The organism is Streptomyces xanthii (assembly GCF_014621695.1).
In the GTDB taxonomy this organism is placed as follows: Bacteria; Actinomycetota; Actinomycetes; order Streptomycetales; family Streptomycetaceae; genus Streptomyces; species Streptomyces xanthii.
Window position 1 is genome coordinate 24519 of record NZ_CP061283.1, and the last position, 21030, is coordinate 45548.

A 21030-nucleotide genomic window follows, 5' to 3' on the forward strand; every position below is an offset into this window, starting at 1 on the left:
GCGCCCCCTGTTGGTTACAGCCAACGGAACCCCTTCCCTGTCGGGCTTAAAGCTGGTATTGTTCTCAACGCTGGAAGGGGGTGGCTCCCCGACCGGCATTCACTCGGAACCCGAACCGCAGGAGGATGCGATGCAGGCGAGCGCGAGCCGTACGGGAAGCGCGGGCGATCCGCTGGAGAAGGCTCAGGCGGCCGCGGCCGCCGAGGTCGCACGCAACGACGGCAAGGCCGGCGCGATGCTCACGGCGTCCAGCGTCATGGCCGCGATCCTGCTGGGGGTGCTGCCGAACGCGGACCTCTCCGGCCCGGTCGCGGCCCTGGTCGGTCTGGGCGTGACGCTGAACGCGGCGGCGATGGTCACGGTGCTGCTGGTGATCCGCTCCCGGTTCGGGAAGTCGCCCCGGGGTTCGTTCCTGCACTGGGCGACGCTGACGCCGGAGGCCCTGGTGGAGGAGCTGGCCCACGACCGGCGGGCCGAGCAGACGATCGCGCTGTCCAGGATCGCGCGGGACAAGCACCGCCTGGTCCGCGTCGCCGTCGACCTCACGGTGGCGGCGGCCGCCGTCCTGACCGTCGCGCTGTTCGTGGCGCTGGTGTCATGAGCCGGTACGACCACATGCCGACCGCGCAGATGGAGCTCTCGCTGGTGGCCCTCGCGCGATGGGCCAGGGCGTACGCGGCCACCGGGCCGAAGCTCATCGAGGACCAGCTCCACCAGGAGATCGACGAACTGCTCGACGAGCACCGCCGGCGCCATCGCGCGACCGGTTCTCTCAGAAGCCGTTACCCGTAACCCATCGCAGGAGACGAACGTGAGCACCCGAAGCAGCCAGACCCCCGCACAGTCCCTGACGCGCAACGATCGAGTGGTGATCCACGAGGACGAGCTTCCCTACCTCGTGGATACGGTCGCGGACATGCCGCACGGAGGAGTCCGCGTCACGTACTCCTCTGGTGACACCGTCGAGTACGCGGCTGGCGACCAGGTCGCGGTCGTCGACGGGGACCTCGACTAGCCCGCCCGCGGCCGCCCCACCGAAGGCCCGTCTCCCCGATCCCGCGGGAGGCGGGCCTTCGTCGTGCCGTACCGCCTCCGCAGAGCCCCATATAAGGTCGCGGGGATAATGAGTCCCCCGCGACCGCTTCTCTCCCTCGGGTCCGTGGGCCCTACTGGGCCCACTCCCCCTCGGGACACCCGGGCCGACGTGCCGCGACGAGCCCCCGCGACGTAGTAGCGCCGTCGCTGCGCGGAGTGGAGCGGGCAGTACCGATGGGCACCGGGCCGGGCCCCACGGCCCACGGAGCGGCACCCTCACGCGGAGCGGGCCCCAGGGCGATCCTCAAGAGCGCGAGGACTAATTATCCCCCTGGGGTGAGAGTGCGCGCCGCGGGCGCGCGAAAGAGGGGCGGATGGGTGGGGCGGGGCCGGGGTTGCGGTCCCCGGGCCCCTCCCGCGCCGTACGGGCCGGGCAGGCCCCGCCCCACCCATCCGCTCGGCTTCTCATCCGTGCTCCCCCGACCCGCCGTTGCCGGGTGCGGGTCCGTGGAAGGGGTAGAAAGGACGCGCTTCGCGCGGCGACTGAAGAAGCAGAGCGCCGCATCGGTGCAGGTGACAGGGCTTCCTCGGCCCGTAGAGCGGCCGAGAAGGGGCCTGACGCGGGCCTCACGGCGCGTTCAGGGCCTCCGTGGCCGATTCCGCGCCGCACCCGCTGCCGTGCGCTCACGGAGGCGTCTGGGGCTTCCGTGGTCTCGTGGGGTCGTCAATGCGACGTCAAAAGCCGTTTGCGGAACGGGGGCTGACGGTGGGTACGGTGCCCGGGACCAATCATGATCATGGAACTAGGGGGATCATGCGTAAAGCACTGCTCACCGCCCTGGCGACGGCCACGCTGATGGTGCCGGCGCTCGCGGGCACCGCCCAGGCCGCCCCGGTCAAGGCGTCCGTCGTTGGCACCTCCGCCTGCGGCAAGAAGTACCCGGCCGGCTACTGGTGGACCTACCCGACCACCAACCTCAAGCTCCGTACCGGCCCGGGGACGACCTACTCCTCGCTCGGCCTCCTGCACAAGGGCGACGGCGTCGAGGTCAAGTGCAAGGCCAAGAAGGCCGGGTGGATGCGCGTCCACGTGCTCAACGGCCCGCTCGACGGCCGTACGGGCTGGGTGGCCAGCAAGTACATCCACTAGCCACCGAGAGGGATCGGGGGGATCGGGATCACGGCCCGGCGATGTCAACTTTCCGGTGACATCGCCGGGCCGACTGGTGCGATGATGAACGCGGGCCACAACTTCCGTACGTGAACAGGCGATTGGAGCGCATCGTGCCGCTGGCCGTCCTCTCGGTGCTCGGCGGTCTGGCGGTCATGCTGGGCGGCGCCCTCCAGCTTGTCCGTGCGCACCGCAGCGAACAGCCCCGGACCGTGGCCTGGGGCGGGATCGCGCTCCTCGGCGCGGGGGCCGCGCTCGCCTACTCCTCGGTGTGGACGCTCCTGCTCGCCCTCGCCGTCGTGGCGGTCTCGATCCGCGTGGAGCAGAGCGCCCGCTGACGGCCCGCGCGTCCGGGGACCAGCTGCCGGGCGGTACGCTGCCGGTCAGCGGCAGGACGCGCACGCCGCACGCCACGAGACGCCCGGCTCCCACGCTGCCGGACGGTGGCCAAGGACCCCCGGGTGCTCCCGGCGCGGGCCCGTGGAGCGCAGTACACCCTTGCCCGCGCTGATGGCGCCCGAGCCCGGCGGGATGCGTGGGGTCCCGTGACGGAGCTGTCATGACCAAGAGCGGAGCCAACGGCCCCAAGTCCCGCGCCCGCGCCCGCAAGGAGCGCACCGGCAGCAAGTACACCCAGGCACGGCGCGGCGCCTCCGCGGCCGACGGGGACAGGCGCGAGGTACGCGAGGTGGCCGTGCCGACCGAGGTCACCGTGATGACCTTCCGCAAGGGCGAGCCCCTGCCGCGCACCGCCCCGGTCATCAGCTGGGAGTGCCACCGGTGCGGCGCCGCCACCGACATCTGCGCGCTCACGACCGACGCCGGCGAAGGCCACATGCGGCCGTACTGCTCGGTGTGCCTGCCGCCGCCGGACCGCTTCCCCGCCCTGCGGGCCTTCGCTGACAAGCTCCGCAGTCTCCAGATGTGGGCAGACTGGCCTTCCGTGGAGGACCTCGCGCGGCAGGTCGAGGCGCTGACGGGCCACTCGGGCCTGGAGGCCACGGTGGGCAACGTCCTGAGCGGAGCCGTGCTGACCGGCTGGGACACGGTGCGGGCCCTCGTGCACGCCCTGGGCGGCGGCGAGGACGACGTCCGGGACGTCCTGTCCTTGTGGCAGGCGGCCGAGCAGGAACTGAGCCGGGGCCCGGAGGAGGCGTTGACGGCGCTCGCCCGCCAGGGGCGAAGCACGGGGCTCCCGGACCGGAGGGATTTCCCGCTCCACCGGCTGAGCGACTTCGACTGAGGCACCGCCCCGGCCCGCGCCGTCACCCGTCCTGGTGGAGGTGACCGTGTCGGCGCGGCCGCGCCGTGCCGGCTGCGCCACGGTGGGCACCATGCGCCGCCGTCCCGCCCTGCTGATCCCTCTGGTCCTGCTCGCCGCCACAGCGTGCGTCAGCGTGCGGGACGACGGCCGCCCGGCCCGGCCCTCGGCGGCGGCCACGACCGCCGCGGCGCCCTCCCTCGCGTCCGTCGCTCCGCCGCCCAGTCAGGCACCCGGGCGCGAGGCGCTGGTGCGCATGGACGACGGCAGGCCCCGCGGCCGCAAGCACGCCGAGCCCGCGCCGGCGGCGCCCGCCGCGAAGCCCCCGGCGCGCCGGGCCGCTCCCCCTGAAGCGGCCGCGCCGCCGCCCAGGCCCCGGGCGGTCCGTCCAGCTCCTGCCGCGCCCCGCCGCCCGGCGGCACCGGCGCCCCGGGTGAAGCCGCGCGCCACACGTCCGGCGGCGGGCTACGACATGCGGACGCTGTGCCGGTCCGCGGCCCGCAACGGCGTCGGGCAGAACATCGTCGACCTGTGCCGCTCGTCGTACGGCTGAGCTGCCGCACGACCTGGTCCTGGGCGCCGAACTCGCCAACTCGGTTACGTGCATAACCATCCGCCGATAGCCTGCGATGACTTTCACCTGACTTCGGAGGTAGGGGATGCACGGCACGTCGCCGGATGCAGCGGGCGGGACCGAGGAACTGTGGAACGCGAACCAAGTCGCCAGAGTCCTGGGGATCTCCGCGACGGAGGTCGGCCGGCGGCTGCGCCGGGGCGAGGAGCCCGCGCCGCGCTACCACGCCGGGGAGGCCCGCAACGCGCTGTGGGTGCCGGGCATGGTGCGGCTGTACGCCGCGCAGCGCGGGCAGGCCCTCGTGGAGCACGCCGGAGGAAGGCGGCAGCTGCCGGTGCCGATGTGGGTGAACTGGCCCGCGCTCCCGGAGCCGCTGCCGCGTGTGGTGGACCAGGTGGTCGAGGTGCCGCGCATGTGGACGCAGTCGCCGGGCGACCCGCACCTGTTCCACGTCCGCATCTGGCGGGGCCGGGCCGACGGTGCCGAGCGGATCGTGTGCCTGCTGTCCGTCATGGAGAACGCCACGATGTACGCGACCTCTGCCGGCAACGGCGAGTGGGTGATGGAGTCGGTGGTGGCCGCCGGACTGCTCACCCGGGAAGAGGCGTACCGGACCTTCGTGTTCGCGCTCGGGGTGCGCAACCCGAACTATCTGTCCGAGGACGATCCGCAGTCCCTGATGTACGTGTCCTTCCTGCTGCCCGGCTCGCTCCCGCGTCTGCTCGACCGTTGGCGCAAGCCGCGCGGGGAGCTGTTCGCGGGGTCCAGCGTGATCCCGGCGCGCTTGTCGCACCTGGCCCATCTGGTGGGCGAGGAGGTCGAGATTTACCCGGCCGGGACGCACACCCCCGAGGTGGTCGCGCGCTACGTCGGCGGGGAGCGGCCGGTGGTCGTCGACTGGGACCCGATGGGCCTGGAGACGCACCTGGAGCACACCGAGGTGCTCCGGGCCTGGGCCGCTGAGCTCGCCGAGGCCGGGCAGGCCCGGGACGCGGCCACGGTGACTGATGCCGCCACCACGACGGCCAACGCCGTGCTCCTGGCTCACGACCACTACGGGCGCGTCTACGGCGACGAGGCCCGTGATGTCGTGCAGCGGCGCATTCCGCAGCCGGACCCGGCGACGGTGGAGGAACTTCGTCTGTTCGCCTTCGAGTCGGGCGGCTCCACGGTGGGGCACTGGCTTCGTCTGCACCGCGCCACCGCACTGCTCGCCGCGCGGGAGGGCCTGCCCGCCGAGCGGCACGCCGCGCTGCTCGCCGCGGTGGCGGAGAACGACGCGATGCTGCCCGGCCCGGTGCAGACGGTCGGCAACGAGCTGGATGGCTGGCCTCTGCGCCTGTCGACCTCCGAGCATCCGCAGCTCGACGAGTACGTGCAGACCCTGGCCTGGTACGGCCCCAAGGCGGAGCACCAGGAGGCGGCCCGCCAGCTGCGGGAAGCGCTGTGGGACGACGAACGCGGCGCGGTCCGCGCGGGATACGACCCCTTCGGCAGGCTGGCGCTGGCCACCGCGGACCGGGCCGCCGTGGCCGTCGCGTGCCCCGCCGAGGAGGCGGCCGCCTACCGGCTGGACCAGCCGCATCCCGGCTTCCGTCTCCTGGAGGACGGCCGTCTGGACCTGCTCCCGCTCGCGCAGACCGGCCCCGTCCGCAGGCGCCTCATCTGACTCCGGAATCCGGTGTCAACTTTTCGGTGACACCGGGACGGCGGGGGCTCCCTGCTGTCAGCGATAACCCACGGGGCCGGGCCCGTCAGCCCCGTTCTTCTTCCTCCAGCCGCAGCACGTCGAGGATGTGCAGGAGCTGGCCGTCGGCCGAGCGGGCCATCAGCATCACCTCGTGCGGCTTGATGTCGTCGCCGTACTCGGCCGAGATGATCTCTTCGCGTAGCACCTGCTCGAAGGCGGCGCACTCGGTGCAGCCCGTCCGGTGCATCAGGTATCGGGCGGGGGCCCGCACCGTGTTGGTGTCGCTCTCTAGCACGTGGGCGGGCTCGCCGGTGGCGTGACTGCCCATGCGCCCGGTGACCTTGTACGTGAAGAAGGGGTGCCCCTGGCGGGCTTCGAGCACCGTGGCCATCACGTGTACGACGTCCCCGGGGCTGAAGTGCTCGGCGGTGATGTCCCGTTGGTGGATGGCGCTGGCGTTCAGTTCGTCCTGCAACATGGTGGTGACCCTACGGTCCGAGCGGCCGGCAGCCCGAGGGAGTCCCCTCCTCACAGCAGCCTGTCAACGTTTTGGTGACATCGCGCCGGGGGTGGGAGGGTGACCCCATGGCGATCGACCACGTGAAGCGGCAGCGGACGCTGGATGCGGCGGAGGAACTGCTCCGCGAGCGATACGGGGAGGGCCGCAACTACCTGGACCCGATCACGGTGATGCAGGAAGTGCGGGCGCAGGCGTTCGGGTATTCCGTGCGCGAGGGCGAGGAGGCGCCGGAGGTGCCGGCGGAGGACCTCCTGGCGGCGCTGACGCAGGTCGAGGAGGCTCGCGCGCGGCTGGACTCGCTGGAGCGGGACCTGATCCGCGGCGCCCGCAACCGCAGCGCGTCGTGGCAGAAGATCGCGGACAGCCTGGGCATGGCGAACCGGCAGGCCGCCGAGGCCAGGGCGACCCGGCTGGAGCGGGCGGCCGAGTCCCACAGCCGCGACCGCGACGTCCCCACCCAGCGGCGCGAACGCGCGCGGCAGCGGGCAGTGGAGGCGTGGTGCGCAGCCCATCAGGCCCGTATCCGGCAGACGGTCCAGCGCCTGGTCGACGTCGGCGAAGCGTGGCCGCAGCTGGCCGAGGACTACCTCACTTCCCACTACCTGCGCGCGCTGGAGAACAAGCTGAAGGGCGACGCCGACGGCGTGAAGCTGCTCGACGATCTGGAGATGCTGCTCCCCAGGCTCACGCCGCAGGGGCAGCCGCCCCTGGAGCCCGCCGGCGAACGCGCCCCGGAGGCCGCGCAGGCCCGCGACGCAGCCCTGGCCTTGCTCTCCGACCTGGCAACGGTCCGCCTGGAGGTCGACGCGGCCCGCATGTCAACGGTCCGGTGACGGCGGGCCTTCCGGGATGCCGAGCAGGATCGGTGCGACTTCGGGGTGGGCGTGCACGGCCTGCCGCAGGGCGTGCGGGGTGAGCCCGGCCCGCCGGGCCGTCGGGCCCAGCCCCTGGCCGTGGTGCAGGACCAGGTCCACCGCGGTGACGGTGGCCGCGTCTCTGCACACGTCCAGGGCGCGGCGCTCGCGGTCCAGTCGCCCCAGCAGTTTCTCGGTCTCGCTGTAGAAGGCCATGCAGCCATCCCAGCGCGGCGAACGGGCTGGTGACAACGAGGCTGGCGGAGTTGCCCGTTTCCAATTGGCCACCGTCAACGGTCCGGTGACAGCCGTCGTTCGCCCTGGCGCGGTCACGCCCCCGGCACAGTACGGCCCGCGGGGATGCGCAGCCCCTTGTACCCGGGGCCGAGGCCACGGCGGGAGCGGCCCCGGGTGATCGGCACCGGGGGTGCGATGGTCTCGCCTTCGCCGTCGCCTTCGAGGGCCGGTTCGGGCCGGTCGCTCGGCGGCAGGGCAAGGCTCTGGCGGAGCCGGGTCAGGTCCCGGAGAAGGGGGAGCACCGCGGCGGCACCTGCCGGGTGCGCGCTGCCCAGGGCGAGCGCGGTGACCTCGATCGCCTCGACGGCGTCCTCGGCCGCCGCCGCGCTCCAGCTGCCCGGGGTGCCGGCGATGTCGTGCAGCGTGCACGCGGTGTCCGCCAGGGCTTCGGCGTTCTCGGCCAGGCCGGGCGCGGCGGTCGTGGGCAGTTCCGTGGTCTCCATGCCCGTTGAACGACGGTGGGTTCCCTGCGTCGCGGGCCTGTCGGCCGCGGCGTGTCCGCCGACCGGGCGATTCGTTGTACCGGTGTGACGACCACTGATGCCGATCCCTCGTACCTGGCCGACTTCCGTACCGCCAACACGACGGTGCTGGGCCTGCTGCGCGGCTACTTCCGGGCGGAACAGGCCCCTGTCCTGCGGGCTCACACAGACCTGATGGCCGACAGCGGCACGCTGGAGCGGGCGGTGTCGATGGTCGGGCTGCTGCTGCGTCAGGGTGCGGCGGAGCTGAAGGAGAAGGACCCGGGCGCCCGGCTGCCGGAGCTGTTCGGGCCGGTGGGGGTCGCCCCGGCCGGGATCGAGCGCAACGTCGCCGACGCGCTGCGGGCGCTCAGCGCCGGATCGCTCACCGGCCTGTTCGGCGGGGAGCCCCTGGTCGGCGAGAAGCTCGCGGCCGTCGTCCACGCTGCCGCGATCCGTTGCCTGCGGCAGCAGGCGGCGCACTTGAGCCGGTCCAACGTGCGCCGCTGGCTGGAGACGGTGGAGGCCACCGTGGCCGCCGCCGAGCAGGTGACGCAGTCCCAGGCCGATGTCCTCATGACGATGGACGCGCTCGGGTTCTTCGGGAGCCGCCCCGCGGCCGCGCCTCTCGATCCCCTCCAGGCGGCGAAAGAGGTAGTGGTCCAGCTGGTCGGCGGCTACGGCCTGGGCCAGCCGGAGCAGGTGGCGGAGGCCCAGCGGCGGATGACGGCGCACGTCTCGGTGGCCACCGAGACCTTCATGGTCGTACGCGGGTTCATGCAGAGCGTGGTACGGATGGCCACGGCTGCCGGGGTCAAGCTGTCCACGGAGCAGCAGGAGCAGCGGCTGCATGAACTCGCGGCGCTGGCCCCGGAAAAGATGCGGGCGGCGCTGGTCGCGTACCTGGAGGCGACGGCGGCCGGCCACCCGACCGGGGGCGTGGACGTCGACACCGCGCACGGGCGGCAGGTGTCGGCGCACTACGCCGCGGTGTTCGTCGCGATGTACGGCGTGGCGGCTATCGGCCGGGAGGGTTTCGCGGGGTTGGTGGACGACATGATCACGAGTGCCTGACTGAAAGTCGGGCCCCGGCCGGCGCGGAGCCCGTACGCTGAGCAAAGCCGCTCCGGAAGGCTTCCCCCGTGCCTTCCGGAGCGGCTTTACTGCCCGTCCGGCCGCTCGGTCACCTATCGGCGGAACCGAGGGTGCCACCCCTCGTTGAACTGAGCATGGCGACAACACATCTGCGGGCCTGCGACGTTCCCGAGGTCCGCCAGGGCCTGCTCCAGTGGGCCAACGAGAACGTGGTGCGCGGTCAACGCGGTTCGGGCGCGGTACAGGTCAACGGCTTCACCGATCCCTTCCTGATGCAGTCGGCCGTGCGCGGCGCGGAGCAGTTCTATGTCAACGACCGCATGACGTGGCTGGCGCGGACGACGGGCGACGAACTGCCGGTGTGCGCGTTCGACGCGGACGACCTGCCGGACCCGATCGGGTTCCTGATCTGGTCCGACGACCCAAGCGCTCACACCCAAACCCTTGGTCGGCCGCGGGCCGTGCTGTGGTGCCGGGCCGGTATGACACTGCGCGTCCTGGTCCTGGATGACGCCGGGCCGTACCGGCGGACCCTGGAGGAACTCGGCAGCCGGGCCGATCCGACCTGGGCCAGCCAGGTCAGCGGCTCCCTCGCCGGTGACCTGGCCATCGGCTTCGGCGCAACGATCCCGCTGAACACCGAGACCGAATGGGACGAGGTGAAGCACACCTGGGCCGTCGACAGGCACGGCCGCCCGGCGAAGGACCGGTACGGTGTGGGCGCCGACCGGGTCAACGACATCAACGAGGACCAGCTCCGGGTCATCCGGACCCTGCTGGGCACCCTGCTGCTGATCCGGCAGCCCGCCGACGCACGCCGCGCCCTGTGGCAGGCCGAGCAGGTCCGGCCCGACGCTGCTGCCCGCAAACGCCTGCGCCGGGCCGGGGCCGAGCACCCCGACGCCCCGGTCCGCTACATCACTCTCCGCCAGTCCGTCCGGCCCGCCCCCGACGACGACCGGGGCGCCCGTGACACCGCTGGCCGCATCTACCGCCACCAGTGGTTCGTCCGGCCGCACCGCCGCACCTACCCTGACCAGGACGACCCGACGGGCTACTCCCGCAAGTGGGTCGGCCCCTACCTCGTCACTCCCGAAGGGTGCGAGGATGCCCCGATCCTGGGCAGGGAGCGCGTCGTCAGCGTCCTGCGCCGCTGAACGCAGTTCACCAATTCGGTCTGGCTCAGGCACCCTGGCCGAAGGGCCAACGGCTTCGCCTCGACACGGGTCGGCCGGAAACATGGCCAACGTGGCCGGTTTCTCCCTGGATTGGCTTCGCGTCGTCGGTACGATGGGTTTGGGCATCGCGTAGGCCCAAGCCCGCCGTCCGGCCCATGACCGGGGGCACGAAGGGCAAAGGTGCCAGGGTCCCCCGGGACCTGGTCAGCTCGCCGGACACGGCAGCGCGCCAGCGCACGAGTTCCTTACCGTCGTCTTGGACGACTTCCTCCGTCGTGCGCTGATCTCGTGCGCGCCGGGTCATGGGACCGTGCCGCGCCGAGAAGAGTCAGCTGTGTCGAAGATCGAGAAGAAGAACCGCCGCCGCAAGAGCCACGCGGAGCGAGAGCGGATCAAGGCCAAGAAGGCCGCCAGCGGAGCCTCGTACACCTCCGCCCAGTCGGGCACCGTCCACCGTCACCAGGGGCCCGAGATCGGTCCGGTCGACGGCTCCGGCTTCGGCGCCGACCGGCAGGCCGACATGCAGACGGCTTCCGCGCTGATCGGGGCCTGCGTGGAGAAGTGCCGACCGTGCCAGGCCAGCCTCGCGGACAAGGTCCTCGCCGGTGACCGGCTCGTCATCGCCAGCCTCGCCGGCACCGTCTACTCGCTGCTCCCCTCCCCCGGCGCCGCGTGCTCCCCCGCCACTCAGCGGTTCCACGCCGTCGCCCACGACACCAAGCGTCCCGACTACGGCCCGGCGGTTCTCGCCGCGGCCGAGGAGCTGAGCCAGGAGGACCTGGAGGCGCTCCTGGAGGACACGCTCGACCTGTGGGCGGGGGCCGCCGGTGCCGGCGCGGCCGCGAAGTCCGAAGCCGGGTCGACAGGCCCGGACCGCGACACGGGCGAGGACGGCCAGGAGGAGCCGCACCGCTACGCCGCGGCGAGCGGGACCGCCTACCTGATGAGCGCGGGCATCGACCAGTTGCTGAGTCTGGAGGAGATGCAGGGCCTGGTCGAGCACGCGGAGAAGTCGGCCGTCTCGGGCGATCCCGTGGTGTGCTTCCTGTGTGACGCGCCGATCGACGTGACGGCGGAGTCGGAGGTCCACGTGGGGGTGAGCACCCGCACCCTGGTCGTCGACGGCCGCGAGCTCGACACGGTGCATCCGGTGTGGACGCATCCCGGCTGCGGCCGGACCCGTATCTGGCCGTGGCCGGAGCTGATGGCGGAGCGGCAGCGCCGCGGCCTGTACGTGGCCCCCGAGGACCGTCAGGCGGTGAAGCCGACTGTGCCGGGCCCGCGGAACGCCGACTACACGCACTTCAGCGTCGCCCGGCAGCCGGGCGGCGGGATGGTGCCGCTGGTGCTCGTCGAGCCGGGCGAGCCCGACGAGTACGGGATCGAGGGGTACCTGGCGGCCCGCCTGTCCGAGGGGTTCAAGCCCGTCGACCTGAGCGGGGGTCAGCCCTTCCCGGTTCTGGACGGATGGCACCTGCGGTGCGAGCGCGGCCGGATGGTCTCGGTGATGCGCGCGGGCGGCGGAGCCTGGTACCGGCAGGAAGGCGGGTACGCGACCCCGGGCAACTGGCGGCAGGCGGCCCGCCAGCGCAAGGCGCTTCTTCTGGTCGTGCCCGCGGGCACCGTGGGCGACCGGCAGGGCGACGACTGGCTGGCAGCGGTGAGCCGGGCCGCCGAGGCCGGCCACGTGCTGGGCGGCCTGGTCGCGGTCCGCGGGACGCTGTCGTGAGCGGCCGCAAGACCCTGCCCGGGGTCGCCCGCGTACGGATCACCGGCGACGACGCGGCGACGCAGGCCCTGCTCGACGCGCTCGCGGAGCACTTCACCGTGACGGACCCCGACCCCTACAGCGGCGGCCGCAGCTACCTGGAGGTCGACACCCGGCCCAGCGCGGCGCCGCACGGCACCGACACCGGCATCGAGGACGACGGGCCGGACATGCCCAGGGCCTCGAAGCACCGACCTGCCGAAGTGCCCTCCACGGTGGCGGTGATGATGGCACGCCAGATCAACGCGGCGCACCTGCACCTGTCCGCGTTCCGAGACCTGGTGCAGACGTACGGCGACGGCCTGGTCCCCGAGTGGCCGAAGCTGGGCCAGGCCCCGGACAACCCGGTGGACCAGACGCTCAGCACGGCGTCGCGGCTGCTGTACGAGCTGCGGGAGTGGAGCAGTCACACCGCCCACGCCTCCGGCGCGGTCTCGGTTCTGCCGGAGATCATCGCGGCGTCCGAGGAGCAGCTGCGGGCCGAAGCGGTGCTCTACCCGCCGGGCGGGTGGTGCGCGGTGCCGGGCGGCACGATGCCGGAGCCCGGCGAGGAGCGGCAAGAGGAGAGCACGGAGTACCCGATCACGACGCAGCTGCTCGGGCCGGTGCCGGAGAAGCGCTACAGCGCGCGGGCCTCGGGGCGGTCGGTGCAGCGGGCGCTCCCCGCGGCCGCCGGCACCCCGGCGGCCGCCGTGTGGACGGCGGAGCGGGCCCTGTACGGCTACGTCTGCCAGCACTGGGAGGCGCCCGGCGACACCCCGGCCGATCTCGCGGCCGCCGTGGACGGCCTGGACGAGCTCGCCGACACCTTCACCAGCGCCTGCACCTCCGTCCTGGGCGAGATCCGGCGCCGCGTGGAGGAGGGTCTCCTCGTCGACGTCGACGAAGACGCCTTCACCGAGGCGGCGGCCGCCGTGCGCGTGCAGCTGGGCATCGAGCCGGATCGGGTGCCCAAGCTCGCGTACGCCCTGTCGCGCGTGCGCCAGGCCGTGGCCGGGGCGCGGGCGGCACTGCCTGCGGCGGTGGACGATGCTCACGCCTTCGACGCACTGGCTCAGGCCAGGGCGCTCGGTGCCCTCGACGGCAAGACGCTCACCGAGGTACGCCGCGAACTGGGCCGTGAACGGCACTGGCAGCGGCACCGCTCGAAGACCCGGATGCCGGACTACACCGCGGCGGACTGGCTGCGGCGGGCCATGCACTGGATGCACGCCGCCGGCGTGAACGCGTACGACCACGGGGCGCACCTGGCCGCCGAGCGGCACCCGGAGCGCTCGGGCCTGCCGATCGGCACCCCGGCCGCCATCGAGGACGGGGGCGAGCGGTGAACGGGAGCACGGCCCGCGCGGCCGTGGGTCCGCAGCTGGCCGCCCTGACGTTGGTGCGGTCCCTGATGAGCGGGGTTCTGGAGAGGAAGGGCCTGGAGCAGACCGTGGACCAGGCCCGGGGCGGGGTCCGCGAGGGCCTGCTCTACATGTCGAAGTGGGCGCGCGGCGCGGACCTGCGGACCGAGATCGTGCCCATCGTGTGCGCGCTGGGGCGTGCGGCGGTCGCCGCGCTGGCCATCACGCAGGACGACGACCCGGCGGCGGTGACCGCCTGGCTCGACGTCCAGGCCCGTACGGTGCGCGAGCACCAGGTCAGCCTGACGGTCGAGCATCCGGCGGACTCGGTCGTCGTCGACGTCGCCGCGCTGTTCGCCGAGGAGCTGCACCGCACAGCAGGCGGTGCGGTCGACGAGGCAGAACTGGAGGCGAGGGAACAGCGGGCCGCCGGGCTCGTCATCGAGTGGGCGCGGCCTGGGGCAGCCGGGCGGGACCACGTCGAACTGCTGCTGTCGGGCGGTTGGTTCGCCGCAACGATGCTCGCCTACGCCTTCGGCTTCGACGGGGACCGGATGTATGAGTACGTGGAGAGCCACGCGCGCGCCCTGATCGTGGCGGGCCGCCAGTGATCACACAGTGAAGCGGCGCCACCGTCACCGGTGGCGCCGCTTCGGTGTTGTCCGTCAGGCCGGCTCCGTATGCTGCCAGGCGCGAACCAGTACGAGGTCACCCCAGCGCCACCACCGACGCTCTTGAAGCCACATGGTCCGCAGGATGCTGCGGCGCACGTCCTTGGGCAGGTCCCGGAGTCGGGGGAAGTCCACGGTCATCGCACCGACGAGGCGGGCGCCTTGCTCGGCGGCGTACTCCTCCAGCCCGGTAGCGAACTCCGCCAGGATGGCGGGCCGGTTCTCCCGTCCTTCGTCGCGCGGCACCCACCGGTAGGCGACAGCGGTGTCGGACAGGTCGTTGTAGTCGGGCCCGCTCGCCGTCGGGTCGGCCACGGCGCTCCCTCGCTCGTTCCCCATGTCGGCTTTCCTGTCGTTGTCCTCGGCGGCCGTGCATCGGCGCAGGCGCGGCCCAGTATGGCCAAACGGCGCTGGGGAGGAATGAGTACGCGTACCCATTCCTCCCCAGCAAGTGCGAGCGGCCGCCCCCTGCGTCACGGGCTCACTGCGAGTTCCCCGCCGCACGGGCACGGGCGTCCTGCTGGAACTTTCGGTACCACCGCGGGGAGTAGACGTGCTCCCCGCGAGCGCGCGCCATCATCAGGAGGAAGGCGCCCACGCACAGCGCGGCCGCCGCCACGGCGGCGAGACCGAGGGAGAGCCACGCACGGCCGCCGAGGATCGCCACGGTCTGGCCGGCCACGAACGCGCCGATGGTGAGCGTGCCGCACACCACCAGCCGCTGCCACAGCGGCGACCCTGTCGCCCACCAGCGTCTCAGTCGTGCGTACATCCGCTTCTCCTCCTTGGAGTTCTCGGCGAGGACGTCGTCAACCACGTGTCCGCGTTCCTGCCCGGTTCCGGGGCCGCCGAGGCGTCCCCCTTTCGGGGAACCTGTGACGGCCTGCACGGTACTCCGGCGCGCGGCGCCCTTATGAGCGCTCCAGCGCGTCCAGCAGCAGCTCGTTGTAGCCCGCGGCCGCGAGGTCGTCGTCAGACAGGCCGGCCTGCCGCAGGAGCTTGAGCGTGGTGGCATGGCCGGACCGCGCCCACGCCAACCGAGTCGTCTCCCGCAGCGTGCGCCGGGCCTTCAGGACCTGCGGGTCGGTCTCGTCACCCCCGGCGGCTTCGCGGGCCTGGTGGAAGGCCGTCACCGCCTGGGCCGCCTTGGCGAACGCCGTCGCCGTCTTCTTCTTCTCCTCCTCTTCGGGCAGCAGCGGGTTCAGTACGACGGCCGGGTCCCACTGCGCAGTTCTGGCCCCGGCCCGCCGGTCGCTGTCGTACGTGCTGCGGCGCTCCTCGACTCCTCGCCGCAGCTGCTCCAGCCCCTGGGGAAGCTCCCAGCCCGATTCGCCGCGGTTGGTCACCTCGGCTTTCAGCTCCTGGACGTGCGCCCGGTAGCTGTCGATCAGGCCGCGGACCTTGAGCGGCATCCCCTTCTTGTAGGCGCCCGCGCGGTGAAAGGCACGGTTGCCGTGGAGGACGACGAGCAGGGCGCTGGCGCCCCCTTCCAGGTCCTCGATCAGGCGGCCTCGGATCGGGAGCCAGTTCACGAGGGCGGCCTGCGTGATGGGCGACAGGGGCCAGACCTCGGTGATGTGAAGGGGGGAGCCGATGGCCTGCGGGTTTCGGATGATCTTGACCCAGGACAGATCGGGTGCGAGGTCGACGATGCCGATCGTGCACAGCTCGCCGGACCGGGCGGCGGTGTCCAGGACTACGCCGAGGACGACCAGGAGGCGCGCCCGGCCGGGGGCCGACGGCTTGCGGTCGACCTCGTCCTGGAGACGGTTGTGGAGCTCACTGCGGGCCCAGCCCGGCATCGTCGGCTTCGGGGTCGGCTTCGGGTAGGAGAGCGCGCCGCTGGGGACGCCCGCCGCGGCGGCGAAGCGGCGCAGGATGCTCGCCCGGCGCCGCTGAGAGGCGGTCACGCCCTTGGGCGGGGTCTTGAGCTCCTTGGCGCGCAGCTCGCCGTTGTCGGTCATCTCGCACAGCGCGGTGGCGCCGGGCCCGAGCAGGTCCCGCATCGACTTCCCGTACCGGTTCCGGAAGTCCTCGCGCTCCAGCGCCCGCCTCAGCGTGCCCTCCACCCAGCGGACATGACCGGCCACGCTCTCGGTCATGTCCGGGGCGGCCAGCACCTTCTGGATCAGCGCGGGCAGTTCCTCGACCGCAGGAAAACGGTCTTCGTCAACGGCGTTCGTGGACAAGCGGCTTTCCCCTTCGATCCTCGATTAGGACTCATTATCCCCCGGCCGGCTGTTCATTGTGCCGTACCGGGCGGACTGCGGCATCACCCCTGTTCGGGCTGTCCGCTTCCCCTGAAGGTGGGATGCTGTCGACGGCGTCAGCCGAGTCCACGAAGAGGGGAGCAAGGCACGTGACCCACCTCCGTACACGCAGGGGCGACGGGCCGCTGATGAACACGGTCAACCTGCTCGGGATCTTCTCGCCGGTCATCGTCGGCGCCGTGCTCCTCGGCCGGTGGCTGGCCTCCTGACCGCCTCTCGGCACGTTCGCGCGTCCCGATTGATCTCGGCCGCTTCCTGGGCATCCTCACCGGAAGGGAGCCGCAGCGGCATACGCTCGGGGCGGAACTTGGACGTACGCAAGGGGGCGTTTCCGTGGCGATGCAGCTGCCTGACATCTTCGAGACGCGGCAGGTGAAGGCGTTCCGTGACGCCCTCATGGCCGGTGACCTGGAACAGGCCAAGAAGATCGAGGACCACCTGCTGGCCGAGGCGGCCACCAGCCCCGAGGACCGGGAAGTCCTCGCGGACCAGCTGCGCGCGGCGATGCTGTTCCGTGCGTACACCGACGCTTCCGGGGCCGGCGATGAGGCGACGGCCCTGGTATTCCGGGGGCTGCTGGAGACGATGTGTTCGCCGAAGACGGTCGAGACGACCCTGATGAGCGGTCTGCTCTACGCCGGTCTTCAGCAAGGGTCCCTGCCCGCGGAGCACCACGACCGCCTGACCGAGTGGATGGGTAGGGCCGACGTAGGCGACGCGATGAGGGAGCACCTTCAGGGCATCACGCGGGTGCCATAAGACAACGGCCCCGGGCTGGACCTCTCGTTTACCTCAAGCCGGGGCTGAGGGGCTGTGGCGTGCGGGTACCGTCACCGTCACGTCCAGCAGGGAGGGAGCCACGATGACCAACTACATCGGCAGATGGTTCGCGCGCCGCCGGGCCGGCCGCGTCGCCGTCGCCGTACTGCTCGCCAACGAGCTCGAACAGGGCGACCTTCGGGACAGGATCATGAGGTGCTTGGCCGACCGCGACGCCGATCCGGTGATCCGCGCCGCGGTGGAACGAGAGCTCGACCGGTTCCGCCGCACCGCCGACCGGGGCATGAAACTGGCGCAGCTCAGCGACCTGGTCGATCTTGAGAAGCACAACACGCCACCCTTCTTCGAGTCGATCGAGCTGGCGGACAAGCGCGCCGAGCGTCTCCTTCCGAGTGGCCGAAGCGTCGGATGACGGCTCCTTCATGGTTCGGTGACTCCAGGGACGGCAGTGTGCCGTTCCTGGCGATGCTCTGCGGCTTCGGCTTCTTCGCGGCGGCCATGGTGGTCACCGCGGACGCCAACCTCCTGGGCAGGGGAAAACTGCTGTCCGCAGGAATCTGGATGGCTGCGGCCCTCATCGGCGCGGTGGCGGGCTTCGGCCTGTTTCGCCTGCTGGGCTTTCGGCGGCGCCCGCTGACTCCCCGGCTCGCCCTGGTCGCCGTAGTGCTGACGTTCGTCGGGGTGTGGGGCGTCCAACGCGCTTCCTCGCACGTCTTCATGTCCGCCTGGGACCGGTACACCGCCGAGCTGGGCGGCGACGGGGCGTGCCTGAGCGGCACTCCGTACAGCGACAAGCAGGCGATGGTGGTCATGAAGGCCGCACCGGGGAACGACCGGATGGAGGTCTGGCCGGGCGGACCCGCACCCAAGGGGCGTACGTACCCGGTCCTCAAGCTCAAGCACGCGGTCAATGGCGGTACCCAGCCGCTCGCCCCCGCGGATGAGAAGTCGCAGGACCTTCTTCGCTCCTACGGCTGCCACTGACTGCCAGCAGGTGCCGGCCCGGGGCCCGCTTCAGCACTGTCACCAGAACGTTGACATCGCGAAGCGGGCCCGCTCCGTCAGTGGCCCGTGCGATGCTGCGGACCCGGTGTATCGAGAAAGGCGATCATGAACTTCCTGCATCGGTGGGTCACCAAGCGGTCCGACGACGACTTGCCCCCCGCGGCATCGACGCCGGGGGATCGGACGTTTGACACCGCCAGAGCGCTCCAGGACGTGCGGTATGCCCTCGCCGAGACGATGGCGCAGGACTACCGGGCGGGGCTGAGCGAGGAGGAGATCGTCAAGAAGGTCCTCTTCACCGCCTCCAAGGACGATGCCCTCGCGCTGCTGCACTCGGGGCGGCTGACGCATGACGCCCTGCGGGCCCTGTACCCGTGGATGCAGGAGCCGGACGGTCCGATGGTCCTGTTCCCGCACGGCACGCGGGCTCCCACCGTGCTGGCCTCGTGGGAGGACACGGAGACCGCCGACGACCGGCGACTCCGGCTCAGGGGACTCGATGAGGCCCTGCGGGCTGCCGGTATCGGGTATCGAGACCCCGCGACGAAGCAACCGCGGACCGAGGAGGACCTGGTACGCGGAGGTCAGGCCCCGGAACTCTTCTTCCTCGCCACCCCGGACCTGGTGGAGTCCGTGCACACGTCCTCCCGGCCGGAGAGCTGACCCGCACTCCTCACGGCCGTACGACGCTCCCGGCGATGTGCCGGTGGACGACTTCGACCGCGGGGCCGGCGGGGCCGAGCCGGTAGCGCAGTAGTTCCCCGGCCCATTCGGCCACGGCAACGCTTCCGCGCACGCCGTCCAGGCCGCCGACCAGGACGTGCACGCGGCGGCCGCGGGGCTGGGCGTAGGCGAGGAGCGCGGCGGTCTCCCCCACGATGCGCTCGACCAGTTCCTCGGCGCACTCGCTCTGCCTGATCTGCTGGCGTACCCGGGGATCGAGCCCGGTGTCGCGCGGGAGCCCGGTCTCGGTGGCGGGGAGCAGACCGCGGACGTCGAACAGGAGGGCGTGGCCCACGGGCTGGTCGTCCCGGTGGCGGAAGCCGAAGGACTCGATCGTGACCGGTAACGGGTTCATGGCTCCAGGCTGCTGGCGGTGAGGCTGGACGGGAAGGGGTTTCCTGTTTCCACTTGGGGCGTGTCGTGGCTGGCAGGAGCACTTGCGCGCGGGAGCGGCGAGTGGGCGGCGTTGGCGCTTTCACCTGAAGGGGGGACCGCTGCGGGCGGTGCGGCCTCGACGGCGCGTACGACGTAGTCGAGCGAGGTGGCCCAGAGCCAGCCCGCGCGCGACTCGTCGACGGCGGCCGTGGCGCACGCCGCATTGCCTGCCGCACGGCCCCACAGATCCCGCTGGTAGCCGCCGTGTTCGGCCTCGGCGGCCCGTAGCGCGGCCACGATCGCGGCGGCCGGCGGCGGCTCGTCGGTGTCCTTGTCCAGCCAGGGACGAACTGCCTCGGCGACGGCCACCGCGGTCTCGCAGGAGTAGGAGCGCTCGCTCATGGCGTCACCATGCCCGAGAACAGGCACCGGGTCGCCGCTGCTCGGGCCGGATGGGTGCGCGTCATGCGGCCAGGGCGAGCCATCGCCCGAGCTGTGCGCTGAACTTGTCGACGCCGTCAGCCGCGTGCCGGGCCCGGCGGGCCTGGTCGCCGCGGCGCCGGATATAGGTGAGCGTCGTCGCTGGATCGTCGTGTCCGGCGAACTCCTGGATCTCCTCCAGAGGGACCCCGTCGTCGTGCATGTGGGTCAGGCGGGAGGCGCGCAGAACGTGCGGGGTCAGGTCACGGCCGGGCAGGACCCCAGCCCGTTTCCCCAGGCGGGTCAGGATGCGGTCGACGTCGTGGCGGTCCAGCCGCCGCCCTTCGGAGTCCAGGAGGAGCGGCCCGTCAGTCCGGCCGTTGATTAGCAGGACCAAGAGCTCGGCGAGCTGGTGCGGGAGGGACCACTGCCTGCCCTTGTCGCCCTTGCGGGTCAGGTCGATCACGGGGTTGCGGCCGTCGCGGAAGTCGGTGACGTCAGCCTCGCACCACTCGCTGACGCGCCCGGCGAAGGTGTAGACGAGGCTGGTCACAACGACGTCGCGCAGGCACTCCGCCCAGTCGAAGAGGGCGGCGAACTCGTCGACCTCCAGCACGGGGGTCGCGGTGGTCTCGTCGTGGCGGTCGATCTTGGGCCGGTTGTGGCGGGTGACCGGGTTGGGGATGTAGGTCTGAGACTCCTCGGCGGCGAAGACGGTCAGGGAGGACAGGGCGGACAGGCGGCGCGCGATGCTGCGTTTGGCCTGCTCACGCTTCTCCTCGCTCAGCCGCCAGGTGGTGACGTCACCGCGGGTGATGCAGCCGATGAAGAAGCGTTCGTGCCCGAGCTCCTGCGCGAACTGGTGCCAGAACCGGATGTCGTCGGCGTAGTTCCGCTTCGAGTTGATGCTGGGGATCGTGGAGGACGCCAGCCAGGCCATGACGGTGGTGAACGCCTCGGCGGTGCAGATGTCGCGCAGGATGTCCATGCGGTAGCGGCGCGGGCCCAGCGTGCGCTTCACCGGATCGCGCGGGGCGACCTGCCCCAGGTCCTCACGGATCTTGGCGAAGGCGTCTTCCGCTCGGGTGGTGGGTCGTGCGATCTCGCCGGCGGGGCGCTCCGCCAGCTCCGGGCGGGGCATCACGGCTTGAAGTCCATCTGAAAGTCGGGGTGCTCGGAGAAGGCCGCGAAGGCCGTGCAGCGCAGCGACCAGCCGAGGGCATCGATCTGCCCGGGGAAGTAGTCCGTGTGCTCGACCTTGGCGGCGCGCTCGAAGTTGGCGGCGAACTCGTCGAGGACCCTCTGTGTGCCGGCCAGCAGCTGCCTCTCCCGTTCGTCGGCGGCCGGCGCGCGTTCAGTGATGCGTGCCCGCAGGAAGGCCACCAGTGCACGGTCGCGGTCCAGCTTGGCCTCGTTCTGCACGATCATCTGGAACTTCACGCCTTGGTCGTCCACGCGTCCTCTCCTTGCTCTGGATCACCAAAGCTACCGGTGGGGTCGGACAGGACCCACGGTTCGGCCCGCGCCGGGGGTCCATGG

The 21030-nt window shown here is 71.9% G+C and carries 28 protein-coding genes; 18 read left to right on the plus strand and 10 right to left on the minus strand.

Annotated elements, in window-relative coordinates; translation table 11 throughout:
* Nucleotides 1–130: 130 nt before the first annotated feature.
* The 8 genes from IAG42_RS37320 to IAG42_RS37355 all read left to right on the plus strand — a co-directional run bounded on the left by IAG42_RS37320 (nucleotide 131) and on the right by IAG42_RS37355 (nucleotide 5710).
* Nucleotides 131–601, plus strand: coding sequence for a Pycsar system effector family protein (locus IAG42_RS37320; protein WP_188342083.1), 471 nt, complete (start codon nucleotides 131–133; stop codon nucleotides 599–601).
* Nucleotides 598–792, plus strand: a complete 195-nt coding sequence (locus IAG42_RS37325; protein ID WP_188342084.1) for a hypothetical protein — start codon at nucleotides 598–600, stop codon at nucleotides 790–792. The genes IAG42_RS37320 and IAG42_RS37325 overlap by 4 nt, the downstream gene beginning before the upstream one ends.
* A 19-nt stretch (nucleotides 793–811) precedes the next feature.
* On the plus strand, nucleotides 812–1015 hold the full coding sequence (locus IAG42_RS37330; protein ID WP_188342085.1) for a hypothetical protein: 204 nt from the start codon (nucleotides 812–814) through the stop codon (nucleotides 1013–1015).
* Nucleotides 1016–1849: 834 nt separating this feature from the next.
* Nucleotides 1850–2185 (plus strand): SH3 domain-containing protein, encoded by a 336-nt coding sequence (locus IAG42_RS37335; protein WP_188342086.1) that lies wholly within the window; start codon nucleotides 1850–1852, stop codon nucleotides 2183–2185.
* A gap of 110 nt (nucleotides 2186–2295) precedes the next feature.
* On the plus strand, nucleotides 2296–2544 hold the full coding sequence (locus tag IAG42_RS37340; protein ID WP_188342087.1) for a hypothetical protein: 249 nt from the start codon (nucleotides 2296–2298) through the stop codon (nucleotides 2542–2544).
* A 221-nt stretch (nucleotides 2545–2765) separates the two neighbouring features.
* Nucleotides 2766–3449, plus strand: a complete 684-nt coding sequence (locus IAG42_RS37345) for a hypothetical protein (RefSeq protein ID WP_188342196.1) — start codon at nucleotides 2766–2768, stop codon at nucleotides 3447–3449.
* Between the two features lie 91 nt (nucleotides 3450–3540).
* Nucleotides 3541–4020: a hypothetical protein gene (locus IAG42_RS37350; RefSeq protein ID WP_188342088.1), complete on the plus strand. Its 480-nt coding sequence runs from the start codon at nucleotides 3541–3543 to the stop codon at nucleotides 4018–4020.
* Between the two features lie 106 nt (nucleotides 4021–4126).
* A complete protein-coding gene (locus IAG42_RS37355; protein ID WP_188342089.1) occupies nucleotides 4127–5710 on the plus strand; it encodes a hypothetical protein in 1584 nt (527 codons plus the stop codon).
* Nucleotides 5711–5795: 85 nt separating this feature from the next.
* Here IAG42_RS37355 and IAG42_RS37360 read toward each other — a convergent pair whose 3' ends face one another.
* Entirely contained in the window at nucleotides 5796–6209 is a 414-nt protein-coding gene (locus tag IAG42_RS37360; protein ID WP_188342090.1) for a hypothetical protein, read from the minus strand.
* Nucleotides 6210–6316: 107 nt separating this feature from the next.
* On the opposite strand from IAG42_RS37360, the gene IAG42_RS37365 reads away from it, so the two are divergent.
* Nucleotides 6317–7084 (plus strand): hypothetical protein, encoded by a 768-nt coding sequence (locus tag IAG42_RS37365; RefSeq protein ID WP_188342091.1) that lies wholly within the window; start codon nucleotides 6317–6319, stop codon nucleotides 7082–7084.
* Here the strand turns inward: IAG42_RS37365 and IAG42_RS37370 are convergent.
* Entirely contained in the window at nucleotides 7070–7321 is a 252-nt protein-coding gene (locus IAG42_RS37370; RefSeq protein WP_188342092.1) for a hypothetical protein, read from the minus strand. The two genes, IAG42_RS37365 and IAG42_RS37370, sit on opposite strands and share 15 nt — an antisense overlap.
* A gap of 113 nt (nucleotides 7322–7434) precedes the next feature.
* Entirely contained in the window at nucleotides 7435–7845 is a 411-nt protein-coding gene (locus IAG42_RS37375; RefSeq protein ID WP_188342093.1) for a hypothetical protein, read from the minus strand.
* 84 nt (nucleotides 7846–7929) lie between these two features.
* On the opposite strand from IAG42_RS37375, the gene IAG42_RS37380 reads away from it, so the two are divergent.
* From IAG42_RS37380 to IAG42_RS37400, 5 genes are all read left to right on the plus strand, one after another.
* Nucleotides 7930–8937 carry a hypothetical protein gene (locus IAG42_RS37380; RefSeq protein WP_188342094.1) on the plus strand — a complete coding sequence of 336 codons (1008 nt, stop codon included), beginning with the start codon at nucleotides 7930–7932 and terminating at the stop codon, nucleotides 8935–8937.
* 155 nt (nucleotides 8938–9092) lie between these two features.
* Complete coding sequence (locus IAG42_RS37385; protein ID WP_188342095.1) at nucleotides 9093–10115, plus strand: hypothetical protein; 1023 nt, start codon at nucleotides 9093–9095, stop codon at nucleotides 10113–10115.
* A 355-nt stretch (nucleotides 10116–10470) separates the two neighbouring features.
* Nucleotides 10471–11865 (plus strand): hypothetical protein, encoded by a 1395-nt coding sequence (locus tag IAG42_RS37390; RefSeq protein WP_223206514.1) that lies wholly within the window; start codon nucleotides 10471–10473, stop codon nucleotides 11863–11865.
* Entirely contained in the window at nucleotides 11862–13232 is a 1371-nt protein-coding gene (locus tag IAG42_RS37395; protein WP_188342096.1) for a hypothetical protein, read from the plus strand. Before IAG42_RS37390 ends, IAG42_RS37395 begins: the two co-directional genes overlap by 4 nt.
* Entirely contained in the window at nucleotides 13229–13858 is a 630-nt protein-coding gene (locus IAG42_RS37400; RefSeq protein ID WP_188342097.1) for a hypothetical protein, read from the plus strand. Before IAG42_RS37395 ends, IAG42_RS37400 begins: the two co-directional genes overlap by 4 nt.
* Nucleotides 13859–13912: 54 nt before the next feature.
* On the opposite strand, the gene IAG42_RS37405 is transcribed toward IAG42_RS37400, so the two are convergent.
* The 3 genes from IAG42_RS37405 to IAG42_RS37415 all read right to left on the minus strand — a co-directional run bounded on the left by IAG42_RS37405 (nucleotide 13913) and on the right by IAG42_RS37415 (nucleotide 16107).
* The gene (locus tag IAG42_RS37405) at nucleotides 13913–14257 is read right to left on the minus strand and encodes a hypothetical protein (protein WP_188342098.1); all 345 of its coding nucleotides are present in this window, start codon (nucleotides 14255–14257) and stop codon (nucleotides 13913–13915) included.
* Nucleotides 14258–14399: 142 nt separating this feature from the next.
* The gene (locus IAG42_RS37410; RefSeq protein WP_223206515.1) at nucleotides 14400–14735 is read right to left on the minus strand and encodes a hypothetical protein; all 336 of its coding nucleotides are present in this window, start codon (nucleotides 14733–14735) and stop codon (nucleotides 14400–14402) included.
* A 94-nt stretch (nucleotides 14736–14829) separates the two neighbouring features.
* Nucleotides 14830–16107, minus strand: a complete 1278-nt coding sequence (locus IAG42_RS37415; RefSeq protein WP_223206516.1) for a hypothetical protein — start codon at nucleotides 16105–16107, stop codon at nucleotides 14830–14832.
* A gap of 420 nt (nucleotides 16108–16527) precedes the next feature.
* On the opposite strand from IAG42_RS37415, the gene IAG42_RS37420 reads away from it, so the two are divergent.
* From IAG42_RS37420 to IAG42_RS37435, 4 genes are all read left to right on the plus strand, one after another.
* On the plus strand, nucleotides 16528–16947 hold the full coding sequence (locus tag IAG42_RS37420; RefSeq protein WP_394811300.1) for a hypothetical protein: 420 nt from the start codon (nucleotides 16528–16530) through the stop codon (nucleotides 16945–16947).
* Between the two features lie 103 nt (nucleotides 16948–17050).
* Nucleotides 17051–17380, plus strand: a complete 330-nt coding sequence (locus IAG42_RS37425) for a hypothetical protein (protein ID WP_188342100.1) — start codon at nucleotides 17051–17053, stop codon at nucleotides 17378–17380.
* Entirely contained in the window at nucleotides 17377–17952 is a 576-nt protein-coding gene (locus IAG42_RS37430; RefSeq protein ID WP_223206517.1) for a hypothetical protein, read from the plus strand. The genes IAG42_RS37425 and IAG42_RS37430 overlap by 4 nt, the downstream gene beginning before the upstream one ends.
* A 234-nt stretch (nucleotides 17953–18186) precedes the next feature.
* Nucleotides 18187–18636 carry a hypothetical protein gene (locus tag IAG42_RS37435; protein ID WP_188342101.1) on the plus strand — a complete coding sequence of 150 codons (450 nt, stop codon included), beginning with the start codon at nucleotides 18187–18189 and terminating at the stop codon, nucleotides 18634–18636.
* Between the two features lie 10 nt (nucleotides 18637–18646).
* Here IAG42_RS37435 and IAG42_RS37440 read toward each other — a convergent pair whose 3' ends face one another.
* From IAG42_RS37440 to IAG42_RS37455, 4 genes are all read right to left on the minus strand, one after another.
* Nucleotides 18647–19051 carry a RapZ C-terminal domain-containing protein gene (locus IAG42_RS37440; RefSeq protein WP_188342102.1) on the minus strand — a complete coding sequence of 135 codons (405 nt, stop codon included), beginning with the start codon at nucleotides 19049–19051 and terminating at the stop codon, nucleotides 18647–18649.
* A complete protein-coding gene (locus tag IAG42_RS37445) occupies nucleotides 19048–19473 on the minus strand; it encodes a hypothetical protein (RefSeq protein ID WP_188342103.1) in 426 nt (141 codons plus the stop codon). Before IAG42_RS37445 ends, IAG42_RS37440 begins: the two co-directional genes overlap by 4 nt.
* Before the next feature lie 61 nt (nucleotides 19474–19534).
* Nucleotides 19535–20632, minus strand: coding sequence for a tyrosine-type recombinase/integrase (locus tag IAG42_RS37450; RefSeq protein WP_188342104.1), 1098 nt, complete (start codon nucleotides 20630–20632; stop codon nucleotides 19535–19537).
* A complete protein-coding gene (locus IAG42_RS37455) occupies nucleotides 20632–20946 on the minus strand; it encodes a hypothetical protein (protein WP_223206518.1) in 315 nt (104 codons plus the stop codon). The genes IAG42_RS37450 and IAG42_RS37455 overlap by 1 nt, the downstream gene beginning before the upstream one ends.
* Between the last annotated feature and the right edge of the window lie 84 nt (nucleotides 20947–21030).

What these genes read in the sequence shown, in the direction of transcription:
- IAG42_RS37320 (WP_188342083.1), top strand. Translation starts at nt 131, where the DNA reads ATGCAGGCGAGCGCGAGCCGTACGGGAAGCGCGGGCGATCCGCTGGAG.
- IAG42_RS37325 (WP_188342084.1), top strand. Translation starts at nt 598, where the DNA reads ATGAGCCGGTACGACCACATGCCGACCGCGCAGATGGAGCTCTCGCTG.
- IAG42_RS37335 (WP_188342086.1), top strand. Translation starts at nt 1,850, where the DNA reads ATGCGTAAAGCACTGCTCACCGCCCTGGCGACGGCCACGCTGATGGTG.
- IAG42_RS37345 (WP_188342196.1), top strand. Translation starts at nt 2,766, where the DNA reads ATGACCAAGAGCGGAGCCAACGGCCCCAAGTCCCGCGCCCGCGCCCGC.
- IAG42_RS37350 (WP_188342088.1), top strand. Translation starts at nt 3,541, where the DNA reads ATGCGCCGCCGTCCCGCCCTGCTGATCCCTCTGGTCCTGCTCGCCGCC.
- IAG42_RS37355 (WP_188342089.1), top strand. Translation starts at nt 4,127, where the DNA reads ATGCACGGCACGTCGCCGGATGCAGCGGGCGGGACCGAGGAACTGTGG.
- IAG42_RS37360 (WP_188342090.1), bottom strand. Translation starts at nt 6,209, where the DNA reads ATGTTGCAGGACGAACTGAACGCCAGCGCCATCCACCAACGGGACATC.
- IAG42_RS37365 (WP_188342091.1), top strand. Translation starts at nt 6,317, where the DNA reads ATGGCGATCGACCACGTGAAGCGGCAGCGGACGCTGGATGCGGCGGAG.
- IAG42_RS37370 (WP_188342092.1), bottom strand. Translation starts at nt 7,321, where the DNA reads ATGGCCTTCTACAGCGAGACCGAGAAACTGCTGGGGCGACTGGACCGC.
- IAG42_RS37375 (WP_188342093.1), bottom strand. Translation starts at nt 7,845, where the DNA reads ATGGAGACCACGGAACTGCCCACGACCGCCGCGCCCGGCCTGGCCGAG.
- IAG42_RS37385 (WP_188342095.1), top strand. Translation starts at nt 9,093, where the DNA reads ATGGCGACAACACATCTGCGGGCCTGCGACGTTCCCGAGGTCCGCCAG.
- IAG42_RS37405 (WP_188342098.1), bottom strand. Translation starts at nt 14,257, where the DNA reads ATGGGGAACGAGCGAGGGAGCGCCGTGGCCGACCCGACGGCGAGCGGG.
- IAG42_RS37420 (WP_394811300.1), top strand. Translation starts at nt 16,528, where the DNA reads ATGCAGCTGCCTGACATCTTCGAGACGCGGCAGGTGAAGGCGTTCCGT.
- IAG42_RS37425 (WP_188342100.1), top strand. Translation starts at nt 17,051, where the DNA reads ATGACCAACTACATCGGCAGATGGTTCGCGCGCCGCCGGGCCGGCCGC.
- IAG42_RS37430 (WP_223206517.1), top strand. Translation starts at nt 17,377, where the DNA reads ATGACGGCTCCTTCATGGTTCGGTGACTCCAGGGACGGCAGTGTGCCG.
- IAG42_RS37440 (WP_188342102.1), bottom strand. Translation starts at nt 19,051, where the DNA reads ATGAACCCGTTACCGGTCACGATCGAGTCCTTCGGCTTCCGCCACCGG.
- IAG42_RS37445 (WP_188342103.1), bottom strand. Translation starts at nt 19,473, where the DNA reads ATGAGCGAGCGCTCCTACTCCTGCGAGACCGCGGTGGCCGTCGCCGAG.
- IAG42_RS37450 (WP_188342104.1), bottom strand. Translation starts at nt 20,632, where the DNA reads ATGCCCCGCCCGGAGCTGGCGGAGCGCCCCGCCGGCGAGATCGCACGA.